The organism is Yersinia enterocolitica subsp. enterocolitica (assembly GCF_901472495.1).
Lineage (GTDB): Bacteria > Pseudomonadota > Gammaproteobacteria > Enterobacterales > Enterobacteriaceae > Yersinia > Yersinia enterocolitica.
The window spans coordinates 1,949,829-1,975,355 of record NZ_LR590469.1 but is presented as its reverse complement, the minus strand read 5'-3'; the positions used below and the strand labels follow the sequence as shown (position 1 = coordinate 1,975,355).

Here is a 25,527-nt window from a genome sequence, read left to right as displayed (position 1 = left end):
TGCATGGAAAAAGAGAACTTGGTTGAGATAGCCAATACCCGGATGCCCTTTGGTAAATATCAGGGGCGGGTGTTAATCGATCTGCCGGAAGAGTACCTGCTTTGGTTCGCCCGTAAAGGTGAGTTTCCGCAAGGCAAGCTGGGTATGTTGATGGAGATGACGCTCGCGATTAAAATTGAGGGGCTGGATAGTTTGGTTAAGCCACTTACCCTTCGTCCTTGACGCTACTGCGGCACTCGTTCACCCGAATCACTGACTGGTGTCAGCTCATCGGGATTCACTCGCTTGCTGCCTTGCCGTAACACCAAGGGCTTTGGGTACATATTGTATTCCTATAGTATTGTATTCAGATATGGCGATGAACAGTCGCAGATCATCGCCATAGTCTTATTTTGTAGGGCACAAACTTCATTAAATATAAACGTCAATCTGGTTTTGAGCAGAAGGGCGGTTTACCCCATCACCTGTAGGTGTGCTCGCACTGGTTGTGTTGTCTTCACCTTCTTTGGCTTTTTCCGCCGCCTGTGCCTCAATACGAGCCACTTGAGCTTGCAGTGCTGCAATTTGACTCTGAATTTGTTGCTGCTGCTTTTGCAACTCATCAGCAGTTAAACCAGAGTCTTTTAAGGTACTTAATTTTTCGGTCAGTTTTTGGATCTCTTGATTAAGAGATTTAATCTGTGCGGCGGTACTGCTATCTGAAGAGCTGCTACTGCTCACTGAAACGGATGCTGTAGAGATAGTATTCGACATCATTATTCCTTAGAACATGTGGGTGGAATAATGCTTATCGACGTGAAAGATATTAATCTTTAGCCTTTCAGCCGGGTTTTACACAATCTTATCACTTGCTAATCAGTAACCTATCACTTGGTGATTTTATGCGCGTTAAATCCAGGCTCTAAGCTGTTAAATCACCAATTGTAGTTGCGGCCAATGCTGTTGCCAGCCTTTGCTATTGACCCGCTGGTAATAAGTGTCGATTTCACCGTTTTTGATATTCAGCGTAATGGTTTGACTAAATAAAGCAGCCAAACCAAATGGGGCGACCAGTTCAATATCACCATTTTCTTTAAGACAGGCCCCGATCGCCGTTTCCACTTCAACCCAATAGCTGATGGCGTCTTGTGTGCTGGTGTAAGGCCAGCGGCCACTACGCAGGTGCATTCTGGCTTGATTTTTGACTGACCACGGAAACGATTGATGCAGGGCTGAAGTTGTGTGATTAAGTTGTTCTTCGAGCTGTAAATCATGCTGCTCACTGGCATCTTGCTCATCGAAATAGACTAAATCAATATCATTAAGTGGGGTAGAGGAAGGGTATCCATGTAGCTTATCCCACACCAGATTACGGACAAATCCTGCGGCCAGGCACCATTGGTTTAACTGAAGTTCACGGGCAATAGACAATGCTTGCATCCGATAGGGATCCGCACGTAGCCATTCAATGATTTGTTGTTGCTGGTTCATTGCCTGTTTCCTCGGTAATCAATGTGTTTGGAGCAGGATAGCAGCGGAGAATGATTATGATAAATGCTAAAAAGCAAAAAACCGGCCATAGGCCGGTCTTTTAAAGAGTGGTGGAGCTAGACGGGATCGAACCGTCGACCTCTTGCATGCCATGCAAGCGCTCTCCCAGCTGAGCTATAGCCCCACAAATGTGGTTGTTCGTGCTGATTTATCTATCATGCCACCTGATTATCAAGCTTGAAGTCTTATCAAACAAGATAATTTGGTGGAGCTAGACGGGATCGAACCGTCGACCTCTTGCATGCCATGCAAGCGCTCTCCCAGCTGAGCTATAGCCCCGATGCGCACATAATAAATCGTGTGAACGGGGCGCATGATATGAAACCCCTGAAACAGTGTCAACGGCTAATTCTATTTCTCACGCCAAGCGCTGAAAAAGCCGCCAAATCAGTGAGCAAACAGCATAAAAAAGGCGACTTTACTCAGTCGCCTGATAAATGTATTTGATTTTATTGCTGCGCTTCACGTTCACTAATAAAAGCGAGCGCTTTATCAATACGAGACAGTGAACGCGCCTGACCGATAGCATAGACGGTGACGTCCATTCCCGGTGATTGACCAGCGCCAGTGACCGCTACGCGCAATGGCATGCCAACTTTGCCCATACCTACACCCAACTCATCAGCCGTGCCCTGAATGGCATTGTGAACGTTTTCAGTAGTCCACTCGGTGATGGCAGCCAGTTTAGCTTTAACCGCTTCCAGCGGCTGGCGTGCAACAGGGCGCAAATGTTTCTTCGCGGCATCGGCGTCGAACTCGTCAAACTCTTCATAGAAGTAGCGGCAAGATTCAGCCATCTCTTTCAGCGTCTTACAGCGCTCGCCCAACAGTTTAACTATCTCGACCAATTCAGGGCCGTTGCGAGTATCAATACCCAACTGCTCAACCTGCCATGACAGGTGAACGGCAACCTGCTCTGGTGGCAGGCTATTGATATAGTGGTGGTTCAGCCATTGCAGTTTTTCAGTATTGAAAGCACTGGCAGATTTACTCACCGCATCCAGTGTGAATAGCTCAGTCATCTCAGCAACAGAGAAAATCTCCTGATCACCATGCGACCAACCCAGGCGAACCAGATAGTTCAACAGCGCTTCTGGCAAATAGCCATCATCGCGGTATTGCATCACGCCGACTGCACCATGACGTTTAGACAGTTTTTTACCGTCATCACCCAGAATCATTGAAACGTGGGCATATTCAGGAACAGGCGCGCCCAATGCTTTCAGAATGTTAATCTGGCGAGGGGTGTTGTTGATATGGTCTTCACCACGGATAACGTGAGTGATTTCCATATCCCAGTCATCAACCACGACGCAGAAATTATACGTTGGCGAACCATCGGTACGGCGGATAATCAAATCATCCAGCTCTTGGTTGCTGAATTCGATTGGCCCACGGATTTTATCGTCGAAAATAACCGAGCCTGCCTGCGGGTTACGAAAACGCACCACAGAAGGTTCATCGGCACCATGGGTACACTGGCTATCGCGGCAGCGGCCATCATAGCGCGGCTTTTCACCATTGGCCATTTGGGCTTCGCGCAATTCATCCAAACGCTCTTTAGAGCAATAGCATCTATATGCAGTGCCATTTTCCAACATTTGGTCGATCACCGCATTGTAGCGATCGAAACGTTTGGTTTGGAAATACGGGCCTTCATCCCAATCCAGATTCAGCCAGTTCATACCGTCCATAATGGCGTCGATGGCTTCCTGAGTTGAGCGCTCAAGATCGGTATCTTCAATACGCAAAACAAATTCACCACCGAAATGGCGGGTGAATAACCAGGAATACAGTGCGGTACGCGCGCCACCGACGTGGAGATAGCCGGTAGGACTGGGTGCAAAACGGGTTTTGATTTTCATTGGGTTCGATGCCTTATTACGCTACGCCGACCAGCAAAAGCTGGCTGTTGCTCGAATTTCGAAAAAGTAGGCGACATTCTACCACCCTGAGACAATTCCTCAACGATGTTACCGATATGCAATGAGATCCGGCTAAAGAAACGCCCATAGCGGTGATAAATATCGCATCCTGTTTAAATTTGCGGCGAACGATTGTTTTCGTTTTAAAAACCGTTGACTCACTTCGAACTATCCCTATAATGCGACTCCAACAACACGGCGGGCGATTAGCTCAGTTGGTAGAGCATCTCCTTTACACGGAGGGGGTCATCAGTTCGAATCTGGTATCGCCCACCAAACTCGACGTGTTACTAAGTAAATGAAATACAAGCATTAAATGAGATAGATGAGGGCGATTAGCTCAGTTGGTAGAGCATCTCCTTTACACGGAGGGGGTCATCAGTTCGAATCTGGTATCGCCCACCACTCATCATCCATGTTTAATGTGTTAAAAGTAGTAGAAGTGGGCGATTAGCTCAGTTGGTAGAGCATCTCCTTTACACGGAGGGGGTCATCAGTTCGAATCTGGTATCGCCCACCACTTCTATACTTTCAGAATTATATAATGGGTCGTTAGCTCAGTTGGTAGAATAGTAGCTTTTAATCAATTGGTTAAAGGTTCGAGTCGAGCAAAGCGAGACAGCAACGCGTAGCGTTGACCCGAAGGGCGAATCCGTAGGATGAGTAATCCCGCACGATAACCGCCGGAAATGTCGAGTAAGTCTATATAATGGGTCGTTAGCTCAGTTGGTAGAGCAGTTGACTTTTAATCAATTGGTCGCAGGTTCGAATCCCGCACGACCCACCATTATATCCAGTATCTCAGCAACTTCCCCCAAACACTGAAATCGCATATTACACAATATCGTGTGGGTGAGACCCTGCGTTCAGGTTCGAGCCGAGCGAAGCGAGACAGCAACGCGGCAGCGTTGACCCGAAGGGCGAGGCCAGCGGCCGAGTCATCCCGCACGACCCACCATTATATCCAGTACCTCAGCAACTTCACCTCCTAATACCAAATGGCATTCTCCTATCCTTTTGTGACCAACCTATATCCTTAGTCTTTTAACCTTCCAATAAATATCACGAAAGCAAATAACTCATCTGTGAATCGCAGGCATAAAAAAAGCGCCGTAGCGCCTTTCAGACTGCTGACAAACTCCAACGACTCGATCTTGCAAGGTGAGGACAGGTAGAAGAGTAAAGCGTCCGCGCCACGGATGGCGCGGGTCGAGCCATCAGGGACGATTTTACGGCGTCTTTACGATCTGCCTGTTTTCACCGATACGGGCACTTTGTCATTAACCTCAAAGGCACCGTAGCGCCTTTTTAACGATTTTTTTCTGATACTTAGAGTACCAGGCCCGCGATAGAAGCGGACAACACACTGACCAGCGTAGAGCCGTACAGCAGTTTCAAGCCAAAGCGAGAAACGACGTTACCTTGATGTTCATTCAGGCCTTTAATCGCACCAGCTACGATTCCGATGGAAGAGAAGTTAGCGAATGAAACCAGGAATACGGACAGAATACCTACACTGCGTGGTGACAATTCGGATGCAACTTTCTGTAAGTCCATCATTGCCACAAATTCATTTGAAACCAGTTTGGTTGCCATGATACCGCCAACTTGCAAGGCTTCATGAGCAGGGATACCCATAACCCAAGCAAACGGGAAGAAGACATAGCCCAGAATACCCTGGAAGCTAATACCAAACAGCAGGCTGAACAGAGCATTCATCGCAGCAATCAATGCAATGAAACCAATCAGCATTGCCGCAACGATAATGGCAACTTTAAAACCAGCCAGGATGTATTCACCCAGCATTTCAAAGAAGCTTTGTCCTTCGTGCAGGTTGCTCAGTTGTAACTCTTCTTCATCTTCAGCTTTATATGGGTTGATTAACGACAACACAATAAAGGTACTGAACATGTTAAGCACCAGTGCTGCGACCACGAATTTCGCGTCCAGCATTGACATATAAGCACCGACTATCGACATAGAAACTGTCGACATTGCTGTGGCTGCCATGGTGTACATGCGCTTTTCAGACATTTTGCCCAAAATATCTTTATAGGCGATGAAGTTTTCAGACTGGCCTAGAATCAGTGAACTGACTGCGTTGAATGATTCCAACTTACCCATGCCGTTAACTTTGGACAGTAAAGTACCAATGATACGAATAACGACCGGCAGAACTTTAATGTATTGCAGAATACCAATCAGGGCAGAAATGAAGACGATAGGGCATAGCACTCTTAAGAAGAAGAACGCGAGACCTTTATCACCCATATTGCCGAAGACAAAATCGGTACCGGTAGCGGCAAATCCAAGCAACTTGTCGAATAAACCGGCGAATCCTTTCACAAAACCTAATCCAACTTCCGAATGGAGGAAGAAGTACGCTAACAGCACCTCAATAACCAACAATTGAATAACAAACCGAATGCGGATGCTTTTACGATCCTTACAGATCACTAGAGCTAGTATGGCCACTACGACTAAGGCCAACGCAAACTGTAGAATATGGGACATGTGTGCTCCAAATTAGAGGCAGGCTAGGTTTTGGTGGACATTTTATGTAACGGCTACATTAAAAACGAGATGTAGTCTGCAAATATAGAAATTCACTTTCATAAATGCAAACAAATTAGCGGGGTTGATCACAAAAAACAGGATGTTAATAATATGCTACAGGGATAGTGTAAATATGCTAGTTTGAGCAATTGTAGCGTTCAGTCTTAAAAATTGCGATGTAGCTGTTAACTCAATTTTTCAGAAACCAACAACTGGCGATGACGGCACGGCAAATTATGCGGTATTAGCTATCAGAGAGATAAGTTTCACCCCTCTAAATGCGCTTGATAATTATTATCATTTAGATATTATTAAAGATAAGAAAGTAGCCGTAAGTTTTTCAAGGGTAATACTGAATGTTGAATAGTCGTGTTGTCGATACGCCACCCCGTACATCAAGGAGAATCAAACTCTCCCTGATGGGGCCTGCTTTTATCGCGGCTATTGGCTATATCGACCCCGGCAACTTTGCCACCAATATTCAGGCCGGTGCTTCCTTTGGCTATACCTTATTATGGGTCGTGGTTTGGGCCAATTTTATGGCCATGCTTATCCAGCTCCTTTCCGCCAAGCTCGGTATTGCCACTGGCAAAAATCTGGCAGAACATATTCGTGACCGCTTTCCTCGCCCTGCGGTATGGGCTTACTGGGTGCAAGCCGAAATTATTGCGATGGCGACAGACCTGGCTGAGTTTATTGGGGCGGCGATTGGGTTTAAATTGCTATTGGGTGTGACGCTGCTTGAGGGGGCGGTACTCACCGGCATCGCGACCTTCCTTATATTGATGCTACAAAAGCGCGGGCAAAAGCCATTAGAGTTAGTGATTGGTGGCCTGCTGTTGTTTGTCGCCGCAGCTTATATTGTGGAACTTGTCTTCTCACGCCCAGAAATAGCCGCCTTAGGCCGTGGGATGTTAATCCCGGACCTACCTAACCGCGATGCAGTATTTTTAGCCGCCGGGGTATTGGGCGCAACTATAATGCCGCACGTTATCTATCTGCATTCATCATTGACGCAAACCGCCGGGGAAAACTCTAAAGCGGATCGCTACGCCTCGACCAAATTGGATGTGGCCATTGCCATGACGATTGCGGGTTTCGTCAATTTGGCGATGATGGCGACGGCAGCTGCCGCTTTCCACTTCAACGGCTATGGCAGCATTGCAGAAATTGAACAAGCTTATTTAACATTACAACCCTTATTGGGTAATGCTGCCACGACCATTTTTGGCTTGAGTTTGGTGGCTGCCGGGCTGTCATCAACCGTGGTCGGAACCTTGGCTGGACAAGTGGTGATGCAGGGTTTTGTGCGGTTTTATATCCCTATTTGGGTGCGCCGAACAGTGACTATGTTGCCTTCCTTTATTGTCATTTTGATGGGAATGGATGCGACTCGCATACTGGTGATGAGTCAGGTATTGCTGAGTTTCGGTATTGCTTTGGCGTTAGTGCCGTTGTTGGCCTTTACCGGCAATAAAGAATTGATGGGGGATATGGTTAACTCAAAATTGATTCAGGTTTTGGGGAAACTGATTGTACTGGTGGTGATTGGATTGAATGCTTACTTATTGGTGAGCCTGATTTAATTTATCAGTAAGGCGAGCTAAGGATAAAAACTCGCCTGGGGTATTCTCATCTAATCATGATCATGGTGATCATGGCCTTTGCCGCGATGATGTTTTTTACTCGGTTTTTTATGATGTTTATCATATTTCCAATAGTGCCCATCACGATAGTAGTAGTTCTTTTTCCACCAATCTTTGTGTTGCCAGCGGTGGCCGTCCCAGTAATGACCATGACGATTCCGCTCGCCTAAATCTCGTCCTTGATGATTTTGCCACCATTGCTGGTCACGCCAGTCATAACCATCCCAATAATTACCGCTGCGGTCTTGTTCGCCAATTTGTAGCGAAACACCGGGTAGCAGCTCAATACTCTCGGCATTCGCCATTGGGATAAGCGGGAACCAGGCTAAGATGGTTATCAATAACAGTGGTTTTATCCTTCTCGGCCTCACTACACTTAGCTTTAATATTGTCGATTTAAACATGGCCGTTTTTAACATTATTTATCCTTGTCTGGCCTTATAGGCTATAGCGCTATCTTAAACAGGAAGTCAGCCGCTGAGATTCGGATAAAACTGTAAAATACGGATTTAGGATTTATCTGTGAGGGGAGATAACAGGGCGTAACAGGGAGCGTTAGCCCCCTGTTGAAGACTTAAAAAGAGAACGTTTACACCAAGATATTTTCGATAACTTTTATCTCTGCGTCACTGAATTCGGTATTTGCCAACATTCCCACCGCATCATCAATTTGGCTTATTTTACTGGCTCCAATCAGTGCCGACGTCACTCGTCTGCCTCGCAATACCCACGCTAAAGACATCTGCGACAACTTCTGTCCACGATCAAGCGCCAGTTCATTCAATTGGCGAACTTTAGCCAGTTTTTCCGCTGAAAGTTGCTCAGGATTGAGGAATTTACTGTCACTGGCTGCTCGTGAGTCCAATGGGATACCGGCCAAATAGCGATCAGTTAATAAACCGCCCGCCAGCGGCGAGAAAGCAATAGATCCAACACCATACTCGTCCAGCGTATCTTGCAGATCTGTTTCAATCCAGCGCTCAAACATGGAGTATTTGGGTTGATGAATCAAACAAGGCGTACCGAGCTGGGCCAGAATTTTGCAGGCCTGACGCGTTTGTGCAGCTGGGTAGTTGGACAAGCCGACATATAAAGCTTTGCCTTGGCGCACCAGTAAATCCAGCGCTGCCATCGTCTCTTCCAATGGGGTATTAGGGTCTGGGCGGTGATGATAGAAAATATCAACATAATCCAGCCCCATCCGCTGCAAACTTTGATTAATGCTGGCGACCAGATACTTTTTGGAGCCCCAATCCCCATAAGGGCCGGGCCACATGGTGTAACCCGCTTTGGACGAAATAATCAGTTCATCGCGATAAGGGCGCAAATCTTGTTGCAAGATTCGGCCAAAATTTAGTTCGGCAGAGCCAGGCGGTGGGCCATAGTTATTGGCTAAATCAAAATGGGTAATACCATGATCAAAAGCACGATGAATCAGGTTGCGGCTATTTTCATACAAGGTGCTATCACCAAAGTTATGCCACAAGCCAAGAGAAATCGCTGGCAGCATTAATCCACTGCGGCCACAACGGTGATACTCCATTTCCTGATAGCGGGAGGAAGCTGCTTGGTAGACCATGATGCCCCTTATTGATGAAAGTAAACAACGTCTTAATGTATGCGTTTCCACCGGTTTCGAAAGCTGGCGTGATCACAGAGTTTGCATTCGGTGACAGGGGAGAATGCCTGTCAGCAAAACCTTATTCTGTGCGAGCTAATTAATAATTTAAAAAACATTAGATTTATTGATGATTTGCTCAATACTTATTTGACAATAATAAGCATTGAGGTGGTGTAGTGATGGCGAGCAACTATAAGGTAGCAGATTATTTACTGGATCGACTGGCACAAGTGGGTATCAGGCATCTATTTGGTGTTCCTGGTGATTTCAATCTTCACTTTTTAGATCATGTTATCAGCCATCCGGTCATTCAATGGATGGGATGCGCGAATGAACTTAACGCGGCTTACGCAGCTGATGGCTATGCCCGTGTTATGCCTGCGGCGGCGTTATTGACCACGGCAGGGGTCGGTGAGTTAAGCGCTATTAATGGTATCGCGGGTAGCTTTGCTGAATATCTTCCCATCATTCATATTGTTGGCACTCCGGCACTGCGCTCACAAAAAGCGGGCGAATTATTACATCATTCATTTGGCGATGGTGATTTCAACCATTTCGCGCGGATGGCGAAAGAGGTTGCTTGCGCGCATACCAGCTTAACTGCCGAAAATGCCGCGTCTGAGATTGATCGCTTGTTGGTGGCGGCACTTTATCAACGGCGTCCGGTCTATTTACAGCTCCCTTCTGATGTGGGAGAGGCGGAGTTAACCAGCCAATCTGGGGCGTTAGCACTGTCTCAACCAATGTTATCCCCGACTTCATTACAGGCTTTTATTGAAGCAGCCCGCCAGAAATTGCAGTCGGCGCACCGGGTGGCGCTGTTGGCAGATTTTCTCGCCGATAGATTTGGCGCACGACAAGCACTGAATCATTGGCTGGCAGAGGTGAATTTACCGCATTCGACATTGCTGATGGGGAAAGGCTTGCTGGATGAGACTCACCCGATGTTCATTGGGACTTATGCCGGAGCCGCCAGTGATGCCAGCGTCAGAGAATATATTGAAGAGGCCGATGTGCTTATCACTGTCGGTGTGTGGTTCGTCGATACCATTACCGCCGGATTCAGCCAACATATTACTCAGGATAATTGTATTGATGTTCAGCCGGAACAAGTGCGGATTGGACGTCAGGTTTTTAGTCAAATCCCGATGCTGGCTGCCGTTAATGCGCTACACGAGTTGTGTTTGTCTTTACAGGGCGAATGGCAGCAACCGGTCATCGCTCACTCTATACCCGCGCTGCCGTCCGATAATCTCCTCAGCCAGCAAGCCTTTTGGTATCACATCCAGCATTTCCTGCGGCCAGACGATATTGTGGTGACGGATCAAGGCACTTCCAGTTTTGGTGCCGCAACACTGCGTCTGCCTTCTGGCTGCACCTTTGTCGCACAATCGTTGTGGGGGGCGATTGGTTTTAGCTTACCCGCAGCCTATGGCGCGCAATTGGCGCAACCGCAGCGCAGAGTGATTTTGCTGGTAGGGGATGGCGCAGCGCAGCTCACCATACAAGAGTTGGGGTCGATGCTGCGTGATGGTTTAACTCCGATCATTTTTCTGCTTAATAATCATGGTTACACCGTAGAGCGGGCTATTCATGGGCCACAGCAACCCTATAACGACATTGCTGAGTGGGATTGGACGCAGCTACCCCAAGCTTTGGCTGTGGACAAAGCCTCATTGACCTGCCGGGTCACGCAGGCCGATGAACTGCAACAGGTGCTGACACAAATCGAAAATTGCCAGCAATTAGCATTTATTGAGGTTATGTTGCCACCAATGGATATGCCTGAATTAATGGTTAATGTGGCCAAATCTATTCAGGCCCGTAATGCGGCGGTTTAATGGCACCGGTTAATTGATCTAACAGCCAATAGCCTGCCGGCCCCGGCGGGCTATTTTTCGACCAAACTGCATCAATTGAGATCATTTTTGGCCAACCTGCGATTGGCAAGGCAACCAGTTTTTTATTACTGTATTGCTCAACCATCCAGTGCGGCAAAATCGCCCAGCCGAAGCCTTGCACCGCCATCTCCATCAACATTAAATAGCTGGGTGCTGACCATATCAATCCCTGCGACTGATTGCGCTCGGTGCGGTTATAGGTGTTGAGACAGAGTTGGCGGGTGGTGGCGAGTTGTTCCGGGTGAACCTGTGATAATTGTGCCAACGGATGATGACGTTGCACAAATATTGCCATTTCAGTTTGCTCGGCTAATCGGCTGGCGGCAATATCCGGCGGGTAATGTTGTTGCACCTCTACCACGCCGATATGCGCCCGCCTCAGTTGCAGCAAATCAATCACATCGTCATCTTCAGCAATCAAACACTCAAATTCGATATCGGGGTAACGTTGCTCAAAGCGTCGCAGCAGACTTTCATGATGAGTCGGTTGATAGGTGTCGGATAAGACAAACGTCAGACGGGTTTCAACCTGGCCCGCCAGCCGGATTGACAGATTATCCAGGCGCTCACTGGCAGCCAGAATTTCTTGCACATGAGAGAGCACGCGCCGTCCGTGATCGGTTAATACCGGCTGACGGGCTTGCCGGTCAAATAAGGTTAACCCCAGATCGGCCTCCAAATTGGCGATGGCGGTGCTGATGGTTGACTGGCTTTTGCGCAGTTTACGGGCCGCAGCGGAGAATGAACCCAGTGCGGCCGCTTCGACAAACGCAATCAATGCTTCAGGAGAATAATGCATAATCTATCTATTTTATCGATGGGTTCTATTTTTAATCTATCTTAAAAAACGATGATAATCACCTTCAACAATCTGTTATTGATTCATTAAGTGGGTGTTTTATGCAAGTTCATCGCAAATCTTTATTTGAGCGCGTTATCCATGCTATCGGCTTTGAGGTCATTGCCGTCGCCATTTGTGCACCAGTAGGAGCATGGTTACTCGACCGCTCTATATTACAAATGGGGACATTGGCCATTCTTCTCTCTTCTGTGGCGATGCTATGGAACATTATTTACAACAGCCTGTTTGACTACTTTTGGCCGGTTAGCCGTGTCGCCAAGAGCCTTCGTGTGCGGGCACTCCATGCACTGGGTTTTGAAAGTGGGTTTATCTTGATTGGTTTGCCGATTGCGGCTAGCGTATTGGGAGTTTCTCTGCTACAAGCATTTATGTTAGAGATAGGTTTCTTCCTGTTCTTCCTGCCTTACACCATGTTTTATAACTGGGCTTATGACAGTTTGCGGGCGCGAATTATCCGCTCACGCCAGGCCAATGTCTTAACGCCAGCCGCCGATAAAGGGCGTGGTTCAAACTAATATTTGGCTCATCACGAACCGTGATTTCTCACTTCAGCAGCGGCAATTTACCGCTGCTGAAACGTTTTTATGTGATCTTTATCCCAAAGCGAAACGGTTTCCAGCATTGAGATTGTTGTTTCGCCAACCTGATTTTACAGTGGGCATAGTTGAAGTTAAGAATATCTGTAACGGAGAAGTTTCTGATGACGAGCTATGCCCTGGTGGGTGACGTTGGCGGCACTAATGCCCGTTTGGCGCTTTGCGCTGTGGCGACGGGCGAAATATCACAAGCAAAAACATATTCAGGGTTAGATTACGACAGTCTGGAAGCTGTCATTAAGCAATATTTATCAGAGCATAAGGTCACTGTAGAGCATGCCTGTATTGCTATCGCCTGCCCGATTACCGGAGATTGGGTGGCAATGACCAATCACACTTGGGCATTCTCTATCGCGGCGATGCAGCAAAACCTCGGGCTGAAGCACTTAGAGATCATTAATGATTTCACCGCGGTATCAATGGCAATTCCCATGTTGTCTGAGCAGGATGTGCTGCAATTTGGTGGTACATCGCCACAGCCCGGTAAACCGGTGGCGGTATACGGTGCTGGGACGGGGTTAGGGGTGGCACATTTAGTTAATGTGGATAGCCGCTGGATAAGCTTGCCGGGTGAAGGCGGACATGTGGATTTTGCGCCCAATAGCGAAGAAGAAGACCGGATTTTGGCGGTACTGCGTCAGGAACTGGGCCACGTTTCCGCCGAGCGAGTGCTTTCCGGGCCGGGGCTGGTCAATTTATACCGGGCCATTGTGATTTCTGATGGTCGTCTGCCCGAAAATCTGGCACCGAAAGATGTGACTGAACGCGCTCTGGCAGACAGTTGCACTGATTGTCGCCGCGCATTATCACTGTTTTGCGTAATTATGGGGCGCTTTGGCGGCAATTTGGCCTTGAATCTCAGTACTTTCGGTGGCGTGTATATCGCTGGCGGAATTGTGCCGCGCTTTATGGAATTCTTTAAAGCTTCCGGCTTCCGCGGTGCTTTTGAAGATAAAGGGCGTTTCAACGATTTCTTACAGGATATTCCGGTCTATATGATCACGCACCAGCAACCTGGTTTGCTGGGCGCAGGGGCTTATTTACGTCAGAAGTTAGGGCATACTCTTCATCCTTAAAATTGCATAGTTCACTGGATTGAAATGAAAAAGCAGAGCCAAGGCTCTGCTTTTTACAATTTATAATGATTAGGCGTGGCTGCTGGCGGTGACCCCAGATGAAGCCGTAGATGTGTTTTCTGCCTCGGTAGCAGCCCCTTTCGGCGGCTTGATAACCAGGGTTAACAACAGCGAAACCACTGACATCACTGCAATAACGATAAAGGTTGCATGATATCCGCCCAGTTGTGCGGCAATAAATGACCCTGCCAGTGCGCCTAAACCAAATCCTTGATAGATAACGCCATAGTTTTTGCTATGGTTTTTTAGGCCAAAGAAATCGCCCACAATGGCCGGGAACACCGTGATGTTGCCGCCGAAACAGAAAGCAATAGCACCGACACACAAGAAGAACAGGGCATGAGTCAGCGGGACAAAACTCAACACCGATACGGCTAAAGTGGTCACCAGCAGGGTAAAGCTGATAACTCGCAGGCGGCCCACTTTATCGGATAGCGCCCCCAGAATAATACGTCCGGCAGTATTAAAGATGGCGATGGCCGACACGGTATTGGCTGCGGTCGCCAAATCCATACCCGCCAACTGCACACCCAAATCCTTCACGATACCAATCAGATATAAGCCACTCATACATGCGGTGAAGAAGATGATAAACAGGCAGTAAGACTCTTTGACTGCCAACATCTCTTTGACACTGAAATCACGTCCAGCAAGCGCAGATGGCAGGTGGGCCGCGGTTTGTGGTGCGACTGCTTTTTCCCGCAGCAGGAAAGAACCCGCCCCGACCAAAACCATCACAATAATTCCCCAATAGAAGAAAGCCAGTGACACCCCCTGGTTGGCGATCAAACTGGCATTCACGTATTTGAATAACAGACTACCGGTACCAAATGCCCCGACAGAAATACCTGAAATCAAGCCCTTACGCTCTGGGAACCATTTAATCAGATTTGACAGCGTGGTGATGTAGGCGGTGCCATCGGCAAAACCAACCACAATCCCCGCCAGCAGATAAATCATCCCCAATGAGGTGGCAAAAGAGCTGGCAATCAAACCCAAACCGAGGATGATGCCGGAAATTAGCGTCAGTTTACGGATGCCAATGCGCTCTTGCAGGCGGCCCGCAAACAAGGTGGCGATAGCCAGAGAGAAACTGGTGATAGAGAAGGTGGTGGCAACCGCACCGAGTGACCAACTGAATTTTTCCCCCAGCGGCTGATTGAATAAGCTCCAAGTATAGATAGTGCCTAAACCCATCTGAACGATGATGGTACCAACAACAATTAGCCAACGATTTACCGGTTTATTGCTCATGCCGGACTCCTTAAACATCAATGCATACGGCCCGAATGGGGGCTATTGCTGACGGTGTAGTAGTAAGCAATAGCGTCGGAGCCTAAAAATTACGCGCTGATGGAACACCGAAAATCTTGTCTTGCGATGTTATCAGCCCGCCGAATGAAACCAGTATACGGGCGGGCTAATAGCAATAGATCGAAAGGGGAATGAGCTGCATTCGGGGAGGAATGAAATGCATTTAAAGGCGCATCAGTTGCCTGAATTCTTTTATCTTGCTGCGGCTCACCGGGACTTCAAAGTCCAAATCACTGAGTCGCAGAATATAGGTGTTGTTAAACCAAGGCACGATTTCGCGGATTTTAGCTAAATTCACGCAATAAGAACGGTGACAGCGGAAAAAGTACTCTTCAGGCAGGCGACTACAAAATTCAGTGATATTCATCGGCATGATAAATTCTTCGCGCCGAGTGTAAACCAGCGTGACCTTTTCCTGCGCCGCTGCATAATAAATATCATTGATATCCGTTACGATGATGCGCTCATCTTTCATCAGATTGATGGTATGGGGCGTTGGACGATGGCTGGGACTGTTGGTTTGTTCTTTATTTTGGCGATCACGTTTATACAGGGTTTCCAGCTTTTGCAGCATAGTGACAATACGCGATTCGTGGTAAGGCTTTAAAATATAGTCAAAAGCTTCAATTTCAAAGGCTTCTACCGCATGCTCTTTATAAGCAGTAATAAAGATAATATAAGGTTTATGGGCAAATTTGCTGATATTTTGCGCCAGCAACACGCCATCCAGCGACGGAATATTAATGTCGAGAAAAATGGCATCAACCTGATGATTTTGCAGATATTTAAGTACGTCCAATCCATCTTCAAAGGTTGCTTCGATGGTGATATTACTGTGCTGCTGGATCAGGTAACTTAATTCTTCCTGAGCCAGAAATTCATCTTCGACAATAATTGCTTTCACGGATTAAGCTCCGGCTGAAATGCTGGGTTCTGCATGGACTTTGCCGCCATTTTTACTGATATAAAAAGAAATCTCGGTGCCCGGTTCCATTCGGCGTATCTGTAAACCCTCGCCATAGAGTAATTTTACTCGATGATGGACATTCAGTAAGCCGATTTTATTGCCAGGCATTTCGTTATTTGCCACGCGCTCAATGGTTTCCGGGTTGATCCCATTGCCGGTATCTTTCACCGAGATTTTTATCTGATCGCCACAGTCTTTAACCGCAATAACCACCACACCTTTACCCCGGAACGGCTGAATACCATGCACGATAGCATTCTCTACCAGCGGCTGGATCAACAAGCTGGGGATTTTTAGCGCAATGTCATCATCAATATCATAAATGACGGTTAACTTACTGCCAAACCGCGCTTGTTCGATGGCAATATAGTCTTGAATTTGATGCAGTTCTTTACGAATATCAATTTGTTCATCATTCAGTTCAAGGTTATAGCGTAGGTAGCGAGATAGATTGATGATCAATTGACGCGCGGTATCTGGATTAATACGAATTGATGAGGAAATGGCATTTAAGGCATTAAATAAAAAGTGTGGGTTAATTTTACTTTGTAGCGCCCGCATTTCCGCTTTATTCGCCATTTCGCGCAGTTGTTCAATACGCGAGACCTCAATTTGGGTTGAGATAATTTGCGATAAACCTACCGCCATTACTTTGAGTGAATAAGTGATTTTATGGGCATGGCAATAATAGATTTTCAGCGAGCCCGTCACTTCACCTTTTTCCCATAAGGGAATGATAATAAGCGAATGAATTTGGGGCGTCCGGTGGACCTCATCATTATTGCGGATGGTGATTTTACCGCGCTGAATACTTTCCTTGGTAATGTCACTGATTATTTCATGGCCGATATTATAAGTTTCTACCCCGACACCTACATACGCCAAAATATGCTGGGTATCGGTGATAGCGACAGCATCGGCCTTGATATCATGGCGAATAATTTCACACACACTGCGCAATGACTCGCCGTTGATATTGCGAAAATAGGGTAAGGTTTTATTAGCAATATCCAGTGCCAGCTTTGCCTGTCGCGCAGCAATGACCTCTTTTTCATCCTCGACACTCTGTACTAATAGCACAATCAGCCCGATACAGACTGCCCCTAAAATCATCGGAATGGCGATTTTAGACACAATATCGATACCCAATGCAGTCGGTTTGGCCCATATAACCACCAAGAGCATGGTCAGCGATTCACAAATCATACCGGCCAGAATACCGATGCTCCATTGCCGCTCTTTTTTGACTTTCAGGTTGATATAACCCGACATCAGACCCGCAATAATACTGGTTATGAGGCAAGGGACCGAGGTAATACCATCAATATCAATTAAATAACGATGAGAGCCAGCAATAAGCCCAGTAATAATCCCCACCCACGGGCCAAATAGAATACCGCCGGACATGACGGCAATCACCCGCACGTTAACCAGCGAGCCTTCAACATTGATACCGGAATAGGTGCCGAAAATAGCAAATAACGAGAAGATAGCAGTGACTGCGGCCAATTCTAGCGGCGTGTGTTTCTCTTTTTGCAATAACTGACGAAATAGGTGGGTGCGGGTCAGAAAGAACAAGCAAATTAGCATCAATGCGGCACGATCAAATACCGCTAATAGCATTTCAAATATCTGGTGCACACTGTTTTCTCTTGGTAGCAACCGGGGATTGGCGGTAAGAAACCATTAAATCCTGGGGCGAATAAGCGAATCACTATAAGGAAAACGGGGGGAGACTGCTACTTTATCCGTGCTATTGAATGGAGGCTGCCGGAGAAATAAACTCCGGCAGACTATCTGGTGGAAGAGGATTACTTTGTCATCCCTAATTGCTGCTTGCCGATGGCGGTTAAATTATCGACTGTGGCCCTGCCAACAAAATCGACTTCAAAATCATCGGCTGCAAAGTCAGGCGGTGAGCGGCCATCAATAAAACTGGCTAACTGGCGTGGTAAGTAAGCGGCATTTTTTTCACACCAAGGAGCAGCAGCGATATACATAACATTACTGTCAAACTCGCCGTTATGTTCGTTTTCTACCGAATGGATAACATCGCAGTGCCAAAATACAGTATCGCCAGCTTCCAGATCCGGAATAGGGGAAATGGCTTCGATTAAAAGAGGATGCCATTGCTCAGAGGCCGATAATGCGCGCCCCGGTGCCGCGCCGCATAAGTCATCGTCAGCGACATCATCTTGCAAAGCACGCAGTAGAATATAGGCCATGGCATTGGCAATTGGAATCACGTTTAACGTCCCGGCATGGGTGCGTTGCGGTGTCAGCGCAGTCCAGCCTTGGAATGTTCGAAACATGGAACAGACTGCGGGTGACGCGAATTCGCGCACTTCCGGGCGACCTTCAGCAGCAAAGGGATCGTATTTCTGCCATTCACCAGAAAATACATGGCGGTAAACATGGCGGAAATTCTCATCCAGCCAGCGTTCAATAGAACCACCATCCACATGAGGCGATAAGCCAAGAGATGAGGATTTTGGCGGACGGCGGCGGGTGCGGTCGGCATAAGTTACCACTCGGTTAGGGTCAAAGTGTTGCTTGCCATTGCTCTCGGTTTGCCACAGGTTATTTAAGAAAATCTGTACTGCGTTCATGCGTTGGTCCTGACGAGCCTCAACCTGCGGAGTTGACCAGTAAATACCGTATATTTGTGGCTTGCTGGCCGCCAGTGTGCCGAAGTAGTTGTCTTCCGCTGCATTTTTTAGGCGCTCGACAAAATTATTGCGATCCAGATAATCACCGATTTCGCGGTTCCATGCTGCGGCTTTCTCTGTCGGGAATACCCCGAGAATAGCGCAGCAGCCCCGTTGTTTTATTTGTGCTTTTTGCTCGTCAGTGACTTTGCCATTGATAATATCATCAGCATGAATACGTGGAACCGGGTTCTCACCCTGAGCCAGACTACGGCGGATCTCACTAACTTGTTGACGGATATTCTCTTCTACCTCTTGGAAGACCTGCTGATAATTGGGTAGCGCTTGACGTAACTGTTGTTTCACTGCTTTGATTGCTGAGGGAATATCGTCTATTTGTAATGAAGACATAATGTTGATTCTCCAATAGCTGTAGGTTGAGGCCAGAGTCATGGTTGCGTTTTGCTGACCATTTGTTTGTTTTTTGTTATCTTCAGGTGAACATTATTTAAGTAAAATAGAGAAGAATAAAGGGATGAGGTTTTCATAAAATTTCCTCTTTAATTTTTCTCCTCTTTTTACGGCTAACATTTTCAAATCGAGGGAAAAATAGTGCCAGTGATCCCCATGTTTAGTTGCTCTTCCATTTCTGTGAGAACACCCCGGTTGATGCTGGACAGTCTTGTCGAGCAGGATTGGCCGCTGTTTTTACAATTGCATCAAGACCCGGATGTTCAGCGCTATATTGCTGATCCGCAGGGAATGGCCGAAATACGCGTTCGCTTTGAATCACGTTTAATGCCGTGGGAAAAAACCTCCAATCACTGGTTATGTTTGGTTATCCGCGAAAGAGAAAGTGGGCAGGCGATAGGGTTGACTGGTTTTTTAGCTGAGTGGCTGCCGCTGCAACAAGCTGAGGTGGGATATGCCATATTGCCGTCTTATCACGGCAAGGGTTTTGCGAAAGAATCACTGATGGCAGTGCTGGAATTTGGCTTTCAACAATGCCAATTCCATAAAATGAAAGCCACAGTCACCGTAGGGAACACTGCTTCGCGGCGGACGTTGGAGAGCTGCGGCTTTCAGTTGGAAGGCACCTTGCGTGATAATTTCCAGTTGGATGGGCAATGGTGTGATGACTGGGTATTGGGGCTGTTGGATAGTGAATTTGAGCTATCGCATTGAACTCCGATGAGTTGGATATTTGTTATCAGCCTATCGACAGTTAATCAGCGCTGGGATATGTTCATCAATAGACCATTTATTGGTCAGCGTCGCTCGGACGGTCCGGGCGCTAACGTATCCCTGAGGAAATTATGGCTGAATCCCCTTCCAAACGTCGTTTTACCCGAATTGATCGTCTTCCCCCTTATGTTTTCAATATCACTGCTGAGTTGAAGATGGCCGCGCGTCGCCGTGGTGAAGACATCATTGATTTTAGTATGGGTAATCCGGATGGCCCGACGCCGCCGCATATTGTTGAGAAAATGTGCAGCGTCGCACAACGTGAAGACACTCACGGCTATTCAACCTCGCGCGGGATACCTCGCTTGCGCAGGGCGATTTCGCGTTGGTATGCGGATCGTTATCAGGTAGATATTGACCCTGAAAGTGAAGCCATTGTCACCATCGGCTCGAAAGAGGGGTTGGCGCATTTGATGCTGGCGACATTGGATCACGGTGATACCGTGCTGGTGCCTAATCCCAGTTATCCTATTCATATCTACGGTGCGGTAATTGCTGGCGCACAAGTGCGTTCGGTTCCATTGACCGAAGGTATTGATTTCTTTGGTGAATTGGAAAGAGCCATCCGCGAAACTATTCCGAAACCGAAAATGATGATCCTCGGTTTCCCGTCTAATCCGACGGCGCAATGTGTCGAGCTGGACTTTTTCGAGCGCGTTGTGGCGCTGGCGAAGCAATATGATGTGCTGGTGGTGCATGATTTGGCTTATGCCGACATTGTGTATGATGGCTGGAAAGCCCCATCAATCATGCAAGTACCGGGTGCAAAAGATATTGCAGTTGAATTCTTTACCTTATCTAAAAGCTACAATATGGCGGGCTGGCGTATTGGTTTTATGGTCGGCAACCCCGAGTTGGTCAATGCATTGGCGCGGATTAAGAGCTATCACGACTACGGCACCTTTACCCCATTACAGGTTGCAGCTATTGCTGCGCTGGAAGGGGATCAACAGTGTGTGCGTGATATCGCCGAACAATACCGCCAACGCCGTAATGCCTTGGTTCGTGGGCTGCACGAAGCGGGCTGGATGGTTGAAAACCCGAAAGCAGCCATGTACGTCTGGGCTAAAATTCCCGAACCTTATGCGCATTTAGGATCATTAGAGTTTGCTAAACGTTTGCTGTCTGATGCGAAAGTCTGTGTCTCGCCGGGGATTGGCTTTGGAGATTATGGTGATACCCACGTCCGTTTCGCTCTGATTGAGAATCAGGACCGGATCCGCCAGGCGGTGCGCGGGATTAAAAGTATGTTCCGTGCGGATGGTTTGCTGAAACCGGGGAAATCGACTCCGAGCGAAACGGCTTAACTTGCTCGCGATTTTTAGCGCCGTATACACTTATTCTGGCTGGTGGTTTCGATCTTCAGTCAGAATAAAAACACGTCTTCACTACATTACCCATCCTTCTTCATGTTCTCTTCATCTATTTACATCATACTTATGATTAATTGAGTTATTTAAGTGGAGCGTGCGGCTATGAGAAATCGTTATTCATTACCCCAGATAACCTTACATTGGCTGACGTTATTGATGGTCATTTTGACTTATGCAGCCATGCTGCTCAGTGACACTGTGCCTGATGAAGACCGAACCCTGGTAAAAAACCTGCATTTCAACTTTGGTATTTCTGTTTGGTTGCTTATGCTGGTGCGACTCTGGTTGCGTCACAAAAATACAATCCCTCCTATCACACCAAGATTGCCTGACTGGCAGCTATTAGGGGCACATATTTTACATTGGTGCCTGTATCTGATGTTTTTATCGTTGCCAATTTTGGGGGTTTTGGCGCAGGCCTATGGTGGGAAAACCTGGTTCTTGCTCGGCTGGCAAGTCCCGCAATGGGTGACACCGAATGATGAAGCGCGGGCTTATCTAAAACAAGCACATGAATTAATTGCTAATTTAGGATATTTCGTGATTGGTGCTCATGCATTGGCGGCGCTTTATCATCACTATATTCGTCGCGATGATACTTTGCGTAGAATGATGCCGGGTAAATGATATAGAGTTTAAAATGATAAAGGGCGCAAATGCGCCCTTTATACGATGTCAGGTAGTAAATATCTCAGTCGAGTACTATTCGACCATCATCATGAAGGTGCCAACCCAAACCACCAACATAATTGAGATACCCATAAAGAAATACTTCATTTAACCACTCCCCCTTGGAGCACCTCGCCAGCCTGAGTCACTCAGTCACTGTCTACGAGTCGATGGCGCTAATGTAATCCCAATAGAGAGCGATTTTCAATACTGTAATTTTATGCATTAGATCACACTTTTATACAGAAACAGTAATTAATGTTAGTCAATGTATTGAAGTGTGAAGCTATTAACGTTTTTTTAAATTATCGCTTAATAACAATTTGTTACTCTCTTGGCTTAAATTTAAGCGATAACGATTGGGGTAGCTTAATTATCCGACTTTTCTTACCGCCACTTCAGCTTCAAAACCCAGTAAATAAAGGGCTTGTTCCAGAGCTTCAACCTTGGAGGCGTAATACACATCCAGCAGACGATCCATTTGAGCTGCATTCAAACCTAACTTACGGGCCATATCGGCTTTGCGGGTTTGAGTGGTGAGCATGGCATTGTGCAATTCTGCTTTCAGGCGCACCAGAATCGGTACGTGAATAGCAATATCATCCGGTTGCATTGCCGATGGTGCAGGGACAGGGCGCTGTTCTTCTATTTGTGCGGCGATGCCATTTTTAATGCCATCTTGTGCTTCTAACTCTATGTCATCGGCCGAGTAAGTCACAGAACCCGATTCTGGAAAGTCGCGGTAATGGATATGGTATTCGCCGCTGGCTTCATCATAGGTATAGCTGGCTGGGTAATGGTGCACGGTGTAACTCCTGTGGCAACAAGGTACTTCAAGATGCAGACATTGTACTGGTATCAGCAATACGGGGTTACTTATTTAGTGCATTCGCTAAAATGAGAGATATTTAGAATCAAGGATGGAGCCTTCTTGTCTTGTCTCAGATAACACTTCCCCCTGAATAGGCCCGTAACGAATCTACAACAATATATAACAAACTACAAACATCTCAATGTTATATAAGTAGATATAATAAGTGATAAAATAAACGTTATTTAAAATATAAATATCTTCAGGTGTTAAGTTAAATTTCTCCGCGTTTTTTAGATTTAAATATTTTTAATAACATTTCATATCTGTTACTATTCTTGCACGAGCAAAAAACCTTGTAAATCAACAATAAATACACCTTCGCTTATCAATAGTAACTGTTGGTTATTATTTGTTTGTATTTTCAAAGGCGATTTGTTTTAACTTAAGTTAAATTTCCATTATTTATTTCTTCAAATTATGGCATTCAATCTTTTATTGAGAATATGAAGTTTATGATGAAAAAAATATTTCTGGCTACCACGTTAATAACCACCGTTTTATTAAGCGGTTGTGCAACCGAATCTTCACGTTCGTTAGAGGTAGCAAAAGTTACGTCTTATGGTACGCAATATAATGGCCCCCGCAGTCCTATTTCCGTTGGAAAATTTGACAATCGTTCAAGCTATATGAGCGGAATCTTCTCCGATGGTGTGGACCGTTTAGGGAATCAGTCAAAAACCATTCTGGTGACGCACTTACAACAAACTGGCCGCTTTAATGTATTAGAGCGTACCAATATGGAAGAGTTAAAAAACGAAGCGGCAATTTCCGGGAAAAGTCAGCAGTTGAAAGGGGCGACCTACGTTGTTACTGGTGATGTGACCGAGTTTGGCCGCAAAGAAACCGGAGACCGTCAGCTCTTTGGCATTTTAGGTCGGGGCAAATCTCAGGTGGCTTACGCCAAAGTTAATCTGAATATCGTCAATGTTAATACCTCAGAAGTGGTGTTTTCTTCACAAGGTGCTGGCGAGTATGAACTGTCCAACCGTGAAGTCATTGGCTTTGGTGGCACGGCAAGTTATGACTCAACCTTGAACGGCAAAGTGCTGGATTTAGCTATCCGTGAAGCCGTCAATAATTTGGTCGCGGGTATTGAATCAGGCGCATGGCAGCCTGCGAAATAAAACTTAATAACGAGTATGGATACTGCAAGATGAAACTGACACAAAAGATATCTCTGCTATTAGCAGCCAGCGTGTTGGCTGGTTGTGCTACGGCACCGAAACCTATTTACCACTGGGATAATTATCAATCTACGGTTTATGAATATTATAAATCCGATGCCAGCCCTGAACAGCAAATTGCAGCCTTAAAAGAGAGCATTGAAAAGTCTCGCGCGCAAGGTTTGCCCGTCCCTCCAGGTTTACATGCACATCTGGGCATGCTGTATGGCAATACCGGTCATACCGACCTGGCAATGACTGAGTTTAATACGGAGAAATCGGCATTCCCTGAGTCCGCTCCGTTTATGGATTTCTTGATGAGCAAGGATAAAGGGGCATTTAAATGAAAGCTATTTTTGCAGTATGTGCGGTCATGATGGCGCTGCTATTGACCGGTTGTGCCAAGCCAGTCAGCCAGGATTATTCAGCTTTTAAGCAAAGTAAGCCAAAGAGCATTTTGGTTCTGTTGCCACAAAATCAGTCACCTGAAGTGGAAGCCAGCCATGGGATGCTGTCTCAGGTCACTTACCCTTTATCTGAAGCGGGTTACTACGTATTGCCAGTAGCCGTCGTTGAAGAGACCTTCAAACAAAATGGTATGACTAACGCCGCTGATATCAGTGCTGTAAGCCCGGCCAAACTTCACAAGATCTTTGGTGCTGATGCCGCACTGTACATTACCATTGTCCAATATGGTACGTCATATCAGATACTGACCAGCGATACACGCGTAACGGCAAATGCAAAACTGGTTGATTTGAAAACCGGTAAGCTGCTGTGGAGTGGCAGTGCTACTGCATCCAGCGATGAAGGGAATAATTCTTCCGGTGGCATTATCGGTATGTTAGTTCAGGCTGCGGTCTCTCAGATTGCCAATACCATGACCGACAAAAGTCATGATATTGCTGCTATCACCAGCGCCAGAATGCTGTCTGCCGGGACACCAAACGGTATTTTGTACGGCCCCCGCTCCCCGCAATATGGTAAAGATGGCATATAAACCTCTTTAATACTCATGCCCTGAAGTTCTCGGGGCATGAGTTTATTTCCCCAGCAGTCTCTGATTCAGCCTCTCACGTTCCTATTCGATAATGTCATTTCAAGTGCCATGGCTGGGCATCTAACAGCACATTCACCGCACCCATCACACAATTTATCCACTAAGGTGGGATCGTTATCAAAAGCCACTGTTTATTGTTGAAGATAGCTTAGAAGTAATGAGATACCCCAGTTGGGGGCCGATTGACCTGGTGAGTGCTTCGAAAGCTGAATTATCTAAACGCTACGGTTTTATTTATGTTGATCGTGATGATAGTGGTCATGGCAGCTTGGAACGTCGCCGTAAGAAAAGTTTCTATTGGTATCGGGATGTCATTCAGAGTAATGGCGCAACACTAAAACGCTAATGTTGGCCTATTTCAATAGCGGTGCATTAACCGGCACCGCGTAAACTGCTATTCTATATCAATACTCTTCAAAGCTTTATCACGCAGGGAATGAG

At 46.7% G+C, this 25,527-nt stretch carries 25 protein-coding genes, 6 tRNA genes, 2 other RNA genes and 1 pseudogene; 18 read left to right on the top strand and 16 right to left on the bottom strand.

The window, feature by feature from the left end; translation table 11 throughout:
* Positions 1-3 precede the first annotated feature (3 nt).
* On the top strand, positions 4-222 hold the full coding sequence (locus FGL26_RS09360; protein WP_005172220.1) for a DUF3820 family protein: 219 nt from the start codon (positions 4-6) through the stop codon (positions 220-222).
* Positions 223-411: 189 nt separating this feature from the next.
* Here the strand turns inward: FGL26_RS09360 and FGL26_RS09355 are convergent, their stop codons facing one another.
* From FGL26_RS09355 to gltX, 5 genes are all read right to left on the bottom strand, one after another.
* Entirely contained in the window at positions 412-753 is a 342-nt protein-coding gene (locus FGL26_RS09355) for a FlxA-like family protein (RefSeq protein WP_005164848.1), read from the bottom strand.
* A 156-nt stretch (positions 754-909) separates the two neighbouring features.
* Positions 910-1,470, bottom strand: coding sequence for a nucleotidyltransferase family protein (locus tag FGL26_RS09350; protein WP_005172218.1), 561 nt, complete (start codon positions 1,468-1,470; stop codon positions 910-912).
* A 108-nt stretch (positions 1,471-1,578) separates the two neighbouring features.
* Positions 1,579-1,654: transfer RNA gene (locus FGL26_RS09345), tRNA-Ala, on the bottom strand.
* Between the two features lie 79 nt (positions 1,655-1,733).
* A tRNA-Ala gene (locus FGL26_RS09340) sits at positions 1,734-1,809 on the bottom strand.
* A gap of 170 nt (positions 1,810-1,979) precedes the next feature.
* On the bottom strand, positions 1,980-3,395 hold the full coding sequence (gltX, locus tag FGL26_RS09330) for a glutamate--tRNA ligase (protein WP_005172192.1): 1,416 nt from the start codon (positions 3,393-3,395) through the stop codon (positions 1,980-1,982).
* Between the two features lie 260 nt (positions 3,396-3,655).
* Here gltX and FGL26_RS09325 point away from each other — a divergent pair.
* From FGL26_RS09325 to FGL26_RS09300, 6 genes are all read left to right on the top strand, one after another.
* Positions 3,656-3,731: transfer RNA gene (locus tag FGL26_RS09325), tRNA-Val, on the top strand.
* 53 nt (positions 3,732-3,784) lie between these two features.
* A tRNA-Val gene (locus FGL26_RS09320) sits at positions 3,785-3,860 on the top strand.
* A gap of 39 nt (positions 3,861-3,899) precedes the next feature.
* Positions 3,900-3,975: transfer RNA gene (locus FGL26_RS09315), tRNA-Val, on the top strand.
* 38 nt (positions 3,976-4,013) lie between these two features.
* Positions 4,014-4,135, top strand: a non-coding RNA gene (locus FGL26_RS09310) — RtT sRNA.
* 31 nt (positions 4,136-4,166) lie between these two features.
* A tRNA-Lys gene (locus FGL26_RS09305) sits at positions 4,167-4,242 on the top strand.
* Positions 4,243-4,287: 45 nt separating this feature from the next.
* Positions 4,288-4,413: non-coding RNA, RtT sRNA (locus FGL26_RS09300), on the top strand.
* Between the two features lie 371 nt (positions 4,414-4,784).
* On the opposite strand, the gene FGL26_RS09295 is transcribed toward FGL26_RS09300, so the two are convergent.
* Positions 4,785-5,969 (bottom strand): NupC/NupG family nucleoside CNT transporter, encoded by a 1,185-nt coding sequence (locus FGL26_RS09295; protein WP_005172189.1) that lies wholly within the window; start codon positions 5,967-5,969, stop codon positions 4,785-4,787.
* A 398-nt stretch (positions 5,970-6,367) separates the two neighbouring features.
* On the opposite strand from FGL26_RS09295, the gene FGL26_RS09290 reads away from it, so the two are divergent.
* Positions 6,368-7,597, top strand: coding sequence for an Nramp family divalent metal transporter (locus FGL26_RS09290; protein ID WP_005172185.1), 1,230 nt, complete (start codon positions 6,368-6,370; stop codon positions 7,595-7,597).
* Positions 7,598-7,647: 50 nt separating this feature from the next.
* Here FGL26_RS09290 and FGL26_RS09285 read toward each other — a convergent pair whose 3' ends face one another.
* Together FGL26_RS09285 and FGL26_RS09280 are read right to left on the bottom strand one after the other, a co-directional pair.
* Positions 7,648-8,076, bottom strand: coding sequence for a DUF2502 domain-containing protein (locus tag FGL26_RS09285; protein WP_011815866.1), 429 nt, complete (start codon positions 8,074-8,076; stop codon positions 7,648-7,650).
* 170 nt (positions 8,077-8,246) lie between these two features.
* The gene (locus FGL26_RS09280) at positions 8,247-9,236 is read right to left on the bottom strand and encodes an aldo/keto reductase (RefSeq protein ID WP_005172178.1); all 990 of its coding nucleotides are present in this window, start codon (positions 9,234-9,236) and stop codon (positions 8,247-8,249) included.
* A gap of 221 nt (positions 9,237-9,457) precedes the next feature.
* Here FGL26_RS09280 and FGL26_RS09275 point away from each other — a divergent pair, with 221 nt between their 5' ends.
* Positions 9,458-11,119: an alpha-keto acid decarboxylase family protein gene (locus FGL26_RS09275; protein WP_005172175.1), complete on the top strand. Its 1,662-nt coding sequence runs from the start codon at positions 9,458-9,460 to the stop codon at positions 11,117-11,119.
* On the opposite strand, the gene FGL26_RS09270 is transcribed toward FGL26_RS09275, so the two are convergent.
* Positions 11,091-11,978 carry a LysR family transcriptional regulator gene (locus FGL26_RS09270; protein WP_005172172.1) on the bottom strand — a complete coding sequence of 296 codons (888 nt, stop codon included), beginning with the start codon at positions 11,976-11,978 and terminating at the stop codon, positions 11,091-11,093. The genes FGL26_RS09275 and FGL26_RS09270 overlap by 29 nt on opposite strands.
* A 101-nt stretch (positions 11,979-12,079) precedes the next feature.
* Between FGL26_RS09270 and FGL26_RS09265 the strand changes: the two genes are divergently transcribed.
* Together FGL26_RS09265 and glk are read left to right on the top strand one after the other, a co-directional pair.
* Positions 12,080-12,556: a multidrug/biocide efflux PACE transporter gene (locus FGL26_RS09265; RefSeq protein ID WP_005172168.1), complete on the top strand. Its 477-nt coding sequence runs from the start codon at positions 12,080-12,082 to the stop codon at positions 12,554-12,556.
* Between the two features lie 185 nt (positions 12,557-12,741).
* The gene (gene glk / locus FGL26_RS09260; protein ID WP_005172166.1) at positions 12,742-13,713 is read left to right on the top strand and encodes a glucokinase; all 972 of its coding nucleotides are present in this window, start codon (positions 12,742-12,744) and stop codon (positions 13,711-13,713) included.
* A 69-nt stretch (positions 13,714-13,782) separates the two neighbouring features.
* On the opposite strand, the gene FGL26_RS09255 is transcribed toward glk, so the two are convergent.
* The 4 genes from FGL26_RS09255 to FGL26_RS09240 all read right to left on the bottom strand — a co-directional run bounded on the left by FGL26_RS09255 (position 13,783) and on the right by FGL26_RS09240 (position 19,113).
* The gene (locus FGL26_RS09255; RefSeq protein ID WP_005172163.1) at positions 13,783-15,027 is read right to left on the bottom strand and encodes an L-lactate MFS transporter; all 1,245 of its coding nucleotides are present in this window, start codon (positions 15,025-15,027) and stop codon (positions 13,783-13,785) included.
* Between the two features lie 223 nt (positions 15,028-15,250).
* The gene (locus FGL26_RS09250; protein WP_005172160.1) at positions 15,251-15,991 is read right to left on the bottom strand and encodes a LytR/AlgR family response regulator transcription factor; all 741 of its coding nucleotides are present in this window, start codon (positions 15,989-15,991) and stop codon (positions 15,251-15,253) included.
* Between the two features lie 3 nt (positions 15,992-15,994).
* Positions 15,995-17,695 carry a sensor histidine kinase gene (locus FGL26_RS09245; RefSeq protein WP_005172159.1) on the bottom strand — a complete coding sequence of 567 codons (1,701 nt, stop codon included), beginning with the start codon at positions 17,693-17,695 and terminating at the stop codon, positions 15,995-15,997.
* Between the two features lie 170 nt (positions 17,696-17,865).
* Complete coding sequence (locus FGL26_RS09240) at positions 17,866-19,113, bottom strand: DUF1479 domain-containing protein (protein ID WP_005172156.1); 1,248 nt, start codon at positions 19,111-19,113, stop codon at positions 17,866-17,868.
* A gap of 258 nt (positions 19,114-19,371) precedes the next feature.
* On the opposite strand from FGL26_RS09240, the gene FGL26_RS09235 reads away from it, so the two are divergent.
* The 3 genes from FGL26_RS09235 (at position 19,372) to FGL26_RS09225 (ending at position 21,947) form a co-directional block, all read left to right on the top strand.
* A complete protein-coding gene (locus FGL26_RS09235; protein WP_005172152.1) occupies positions 19,372-19,887 on the top strand; it encodes a GNAT family N-acetyltransferase in 516 nt (171 codons plus the stop codon).
* A 131-nt stretch (positions 19,888-20,018) separates the two neighbouring features.
* On the top strand, positions 20,019-21,254 hold the full coding sequence (gene alaC, locus FGL26_RS09230) for an alanine transaminase (protein WP_005172146.1): 1,236 nt from the start codon (positions 20,019-20,021) through the stop codon (positions 21,252-21,254).
* A 168-nt stretch (positions 21,255-21,422) separates the two neighbouring features.
* Complete coding sequence (locus FGL26_RS09225) at positions 21,423-21,947, top strand: cytochrome b (protein ID WP_005172143.1); 525 nt, start codon at positions 21,423-21,425, stop codon at positions 21,945-21,947.
* A gap of 75 nt (positions 21,948-22,022) precedes the next feature.
* Here the strand turns inward: FGL26_RS09225 and ypdK are convergent, their stop codons facing one another.
* The gene (gene ypdK, locus FGL26_RS09220; RefSeq protein WP_098057507.1) at positions 22,023-22,097 is read right to left on the bottom strand and encodes a membrane protein YpdK; all 75 of its coding nucleotides are present in this window, start codon (positions 22,095-22,097) and stop codon (positions 22,023-22,025) included.
* A 265-nt stretch (positions 22,098-22,362) separates the two neighbouring features.
* Positions 22,363-22,794 carry a type II toxin-antitoxin system HicB family antitoxin gene (locus FGL26_RS09215; RefSeq protein ID WP_005172139.1) on the bottom strand — a complete coding sequence of 144 codons (432 nt, stop codon included), beginning with the start codon at positions 22,792-22,794 and terminating at the stop codon, positions 22,363-22,365.
* A gap of 521 nt (positions 22,795-23,315) precedes the next feature.
* Here FGL26_RS09215 and FGL26_RS09210 point away from each other — a divergent pair.
* From FGL26_RS09210 to FGL26_RS09200, 3 genes are read left to right on the top strand one after another with little or no spacing between them, the layout of a single operon-like run.
* Positions 23,316-23,987: a CsgG/HfaB family protein gene (locus FGL26_RS09210; protein ID WP_005172134.1), complete on the top strand. Its 672-nt coding sequence runs from the start codon at positions 23,316-23,318 to the stop codon at positions 23,985-23,987.
* 29 nt (positions 23,988-24,016) lie between these two features.
* Positions 24,017-24,373: a DUF4810 domain-containing protein gene (locus FGL26_RS09205; protein WP_005172131.1), complete on the top strand. Its 357-nt coding sequence runs from the start codon at positions 24,017-24,019 to the stop codon at positions 24,371-24,373.
* On the top strand, positions 24,370-25,026 hold the full coding sequence (locus FGL26_RS09200; protein WP_005172128.1) for a DUF799 domain-containing protein: 657 nt from the start codon (positions 24,370-24,372) through the stop codon (positions 25,024-25,026). Before FGL26_RS09205 ends, FGL26_RS09200 begins: the two co-directional genes overlap by 4 nt.
* 65 nt (positions 25,027-25,091) lie before the next feature.
* Here FGL26_RS09200 and FGL26_RS09195 read toward each other — a convergent pair whose 3' ends face one another.
* Complete coding sequence (locus FGL26_RS09195; RefSeq protein ID WP_223300570.1) at positions 25,092-25,187, bottom strand: 4Fe-4S binding protein; 96 nt, start codon at positions 25,185-25,187, stop codon at positions 25,092-25,094.
* Positions 25,188-25,192: 5 nt separating this feature from the next.
* On the opposite strand from FGL26_RS09195, the pseudogene FGL26_RS09190 reads away from it, so the two are divergent.
* Positions 25,193-25,432, top strand: a pseudogene (locus FGL26_RS09190) (family 1 glycosylhydrolase); the annotation flags it as partial.
* Positions 25,433-25,527 lie beyond the last annotated feature (95 nt).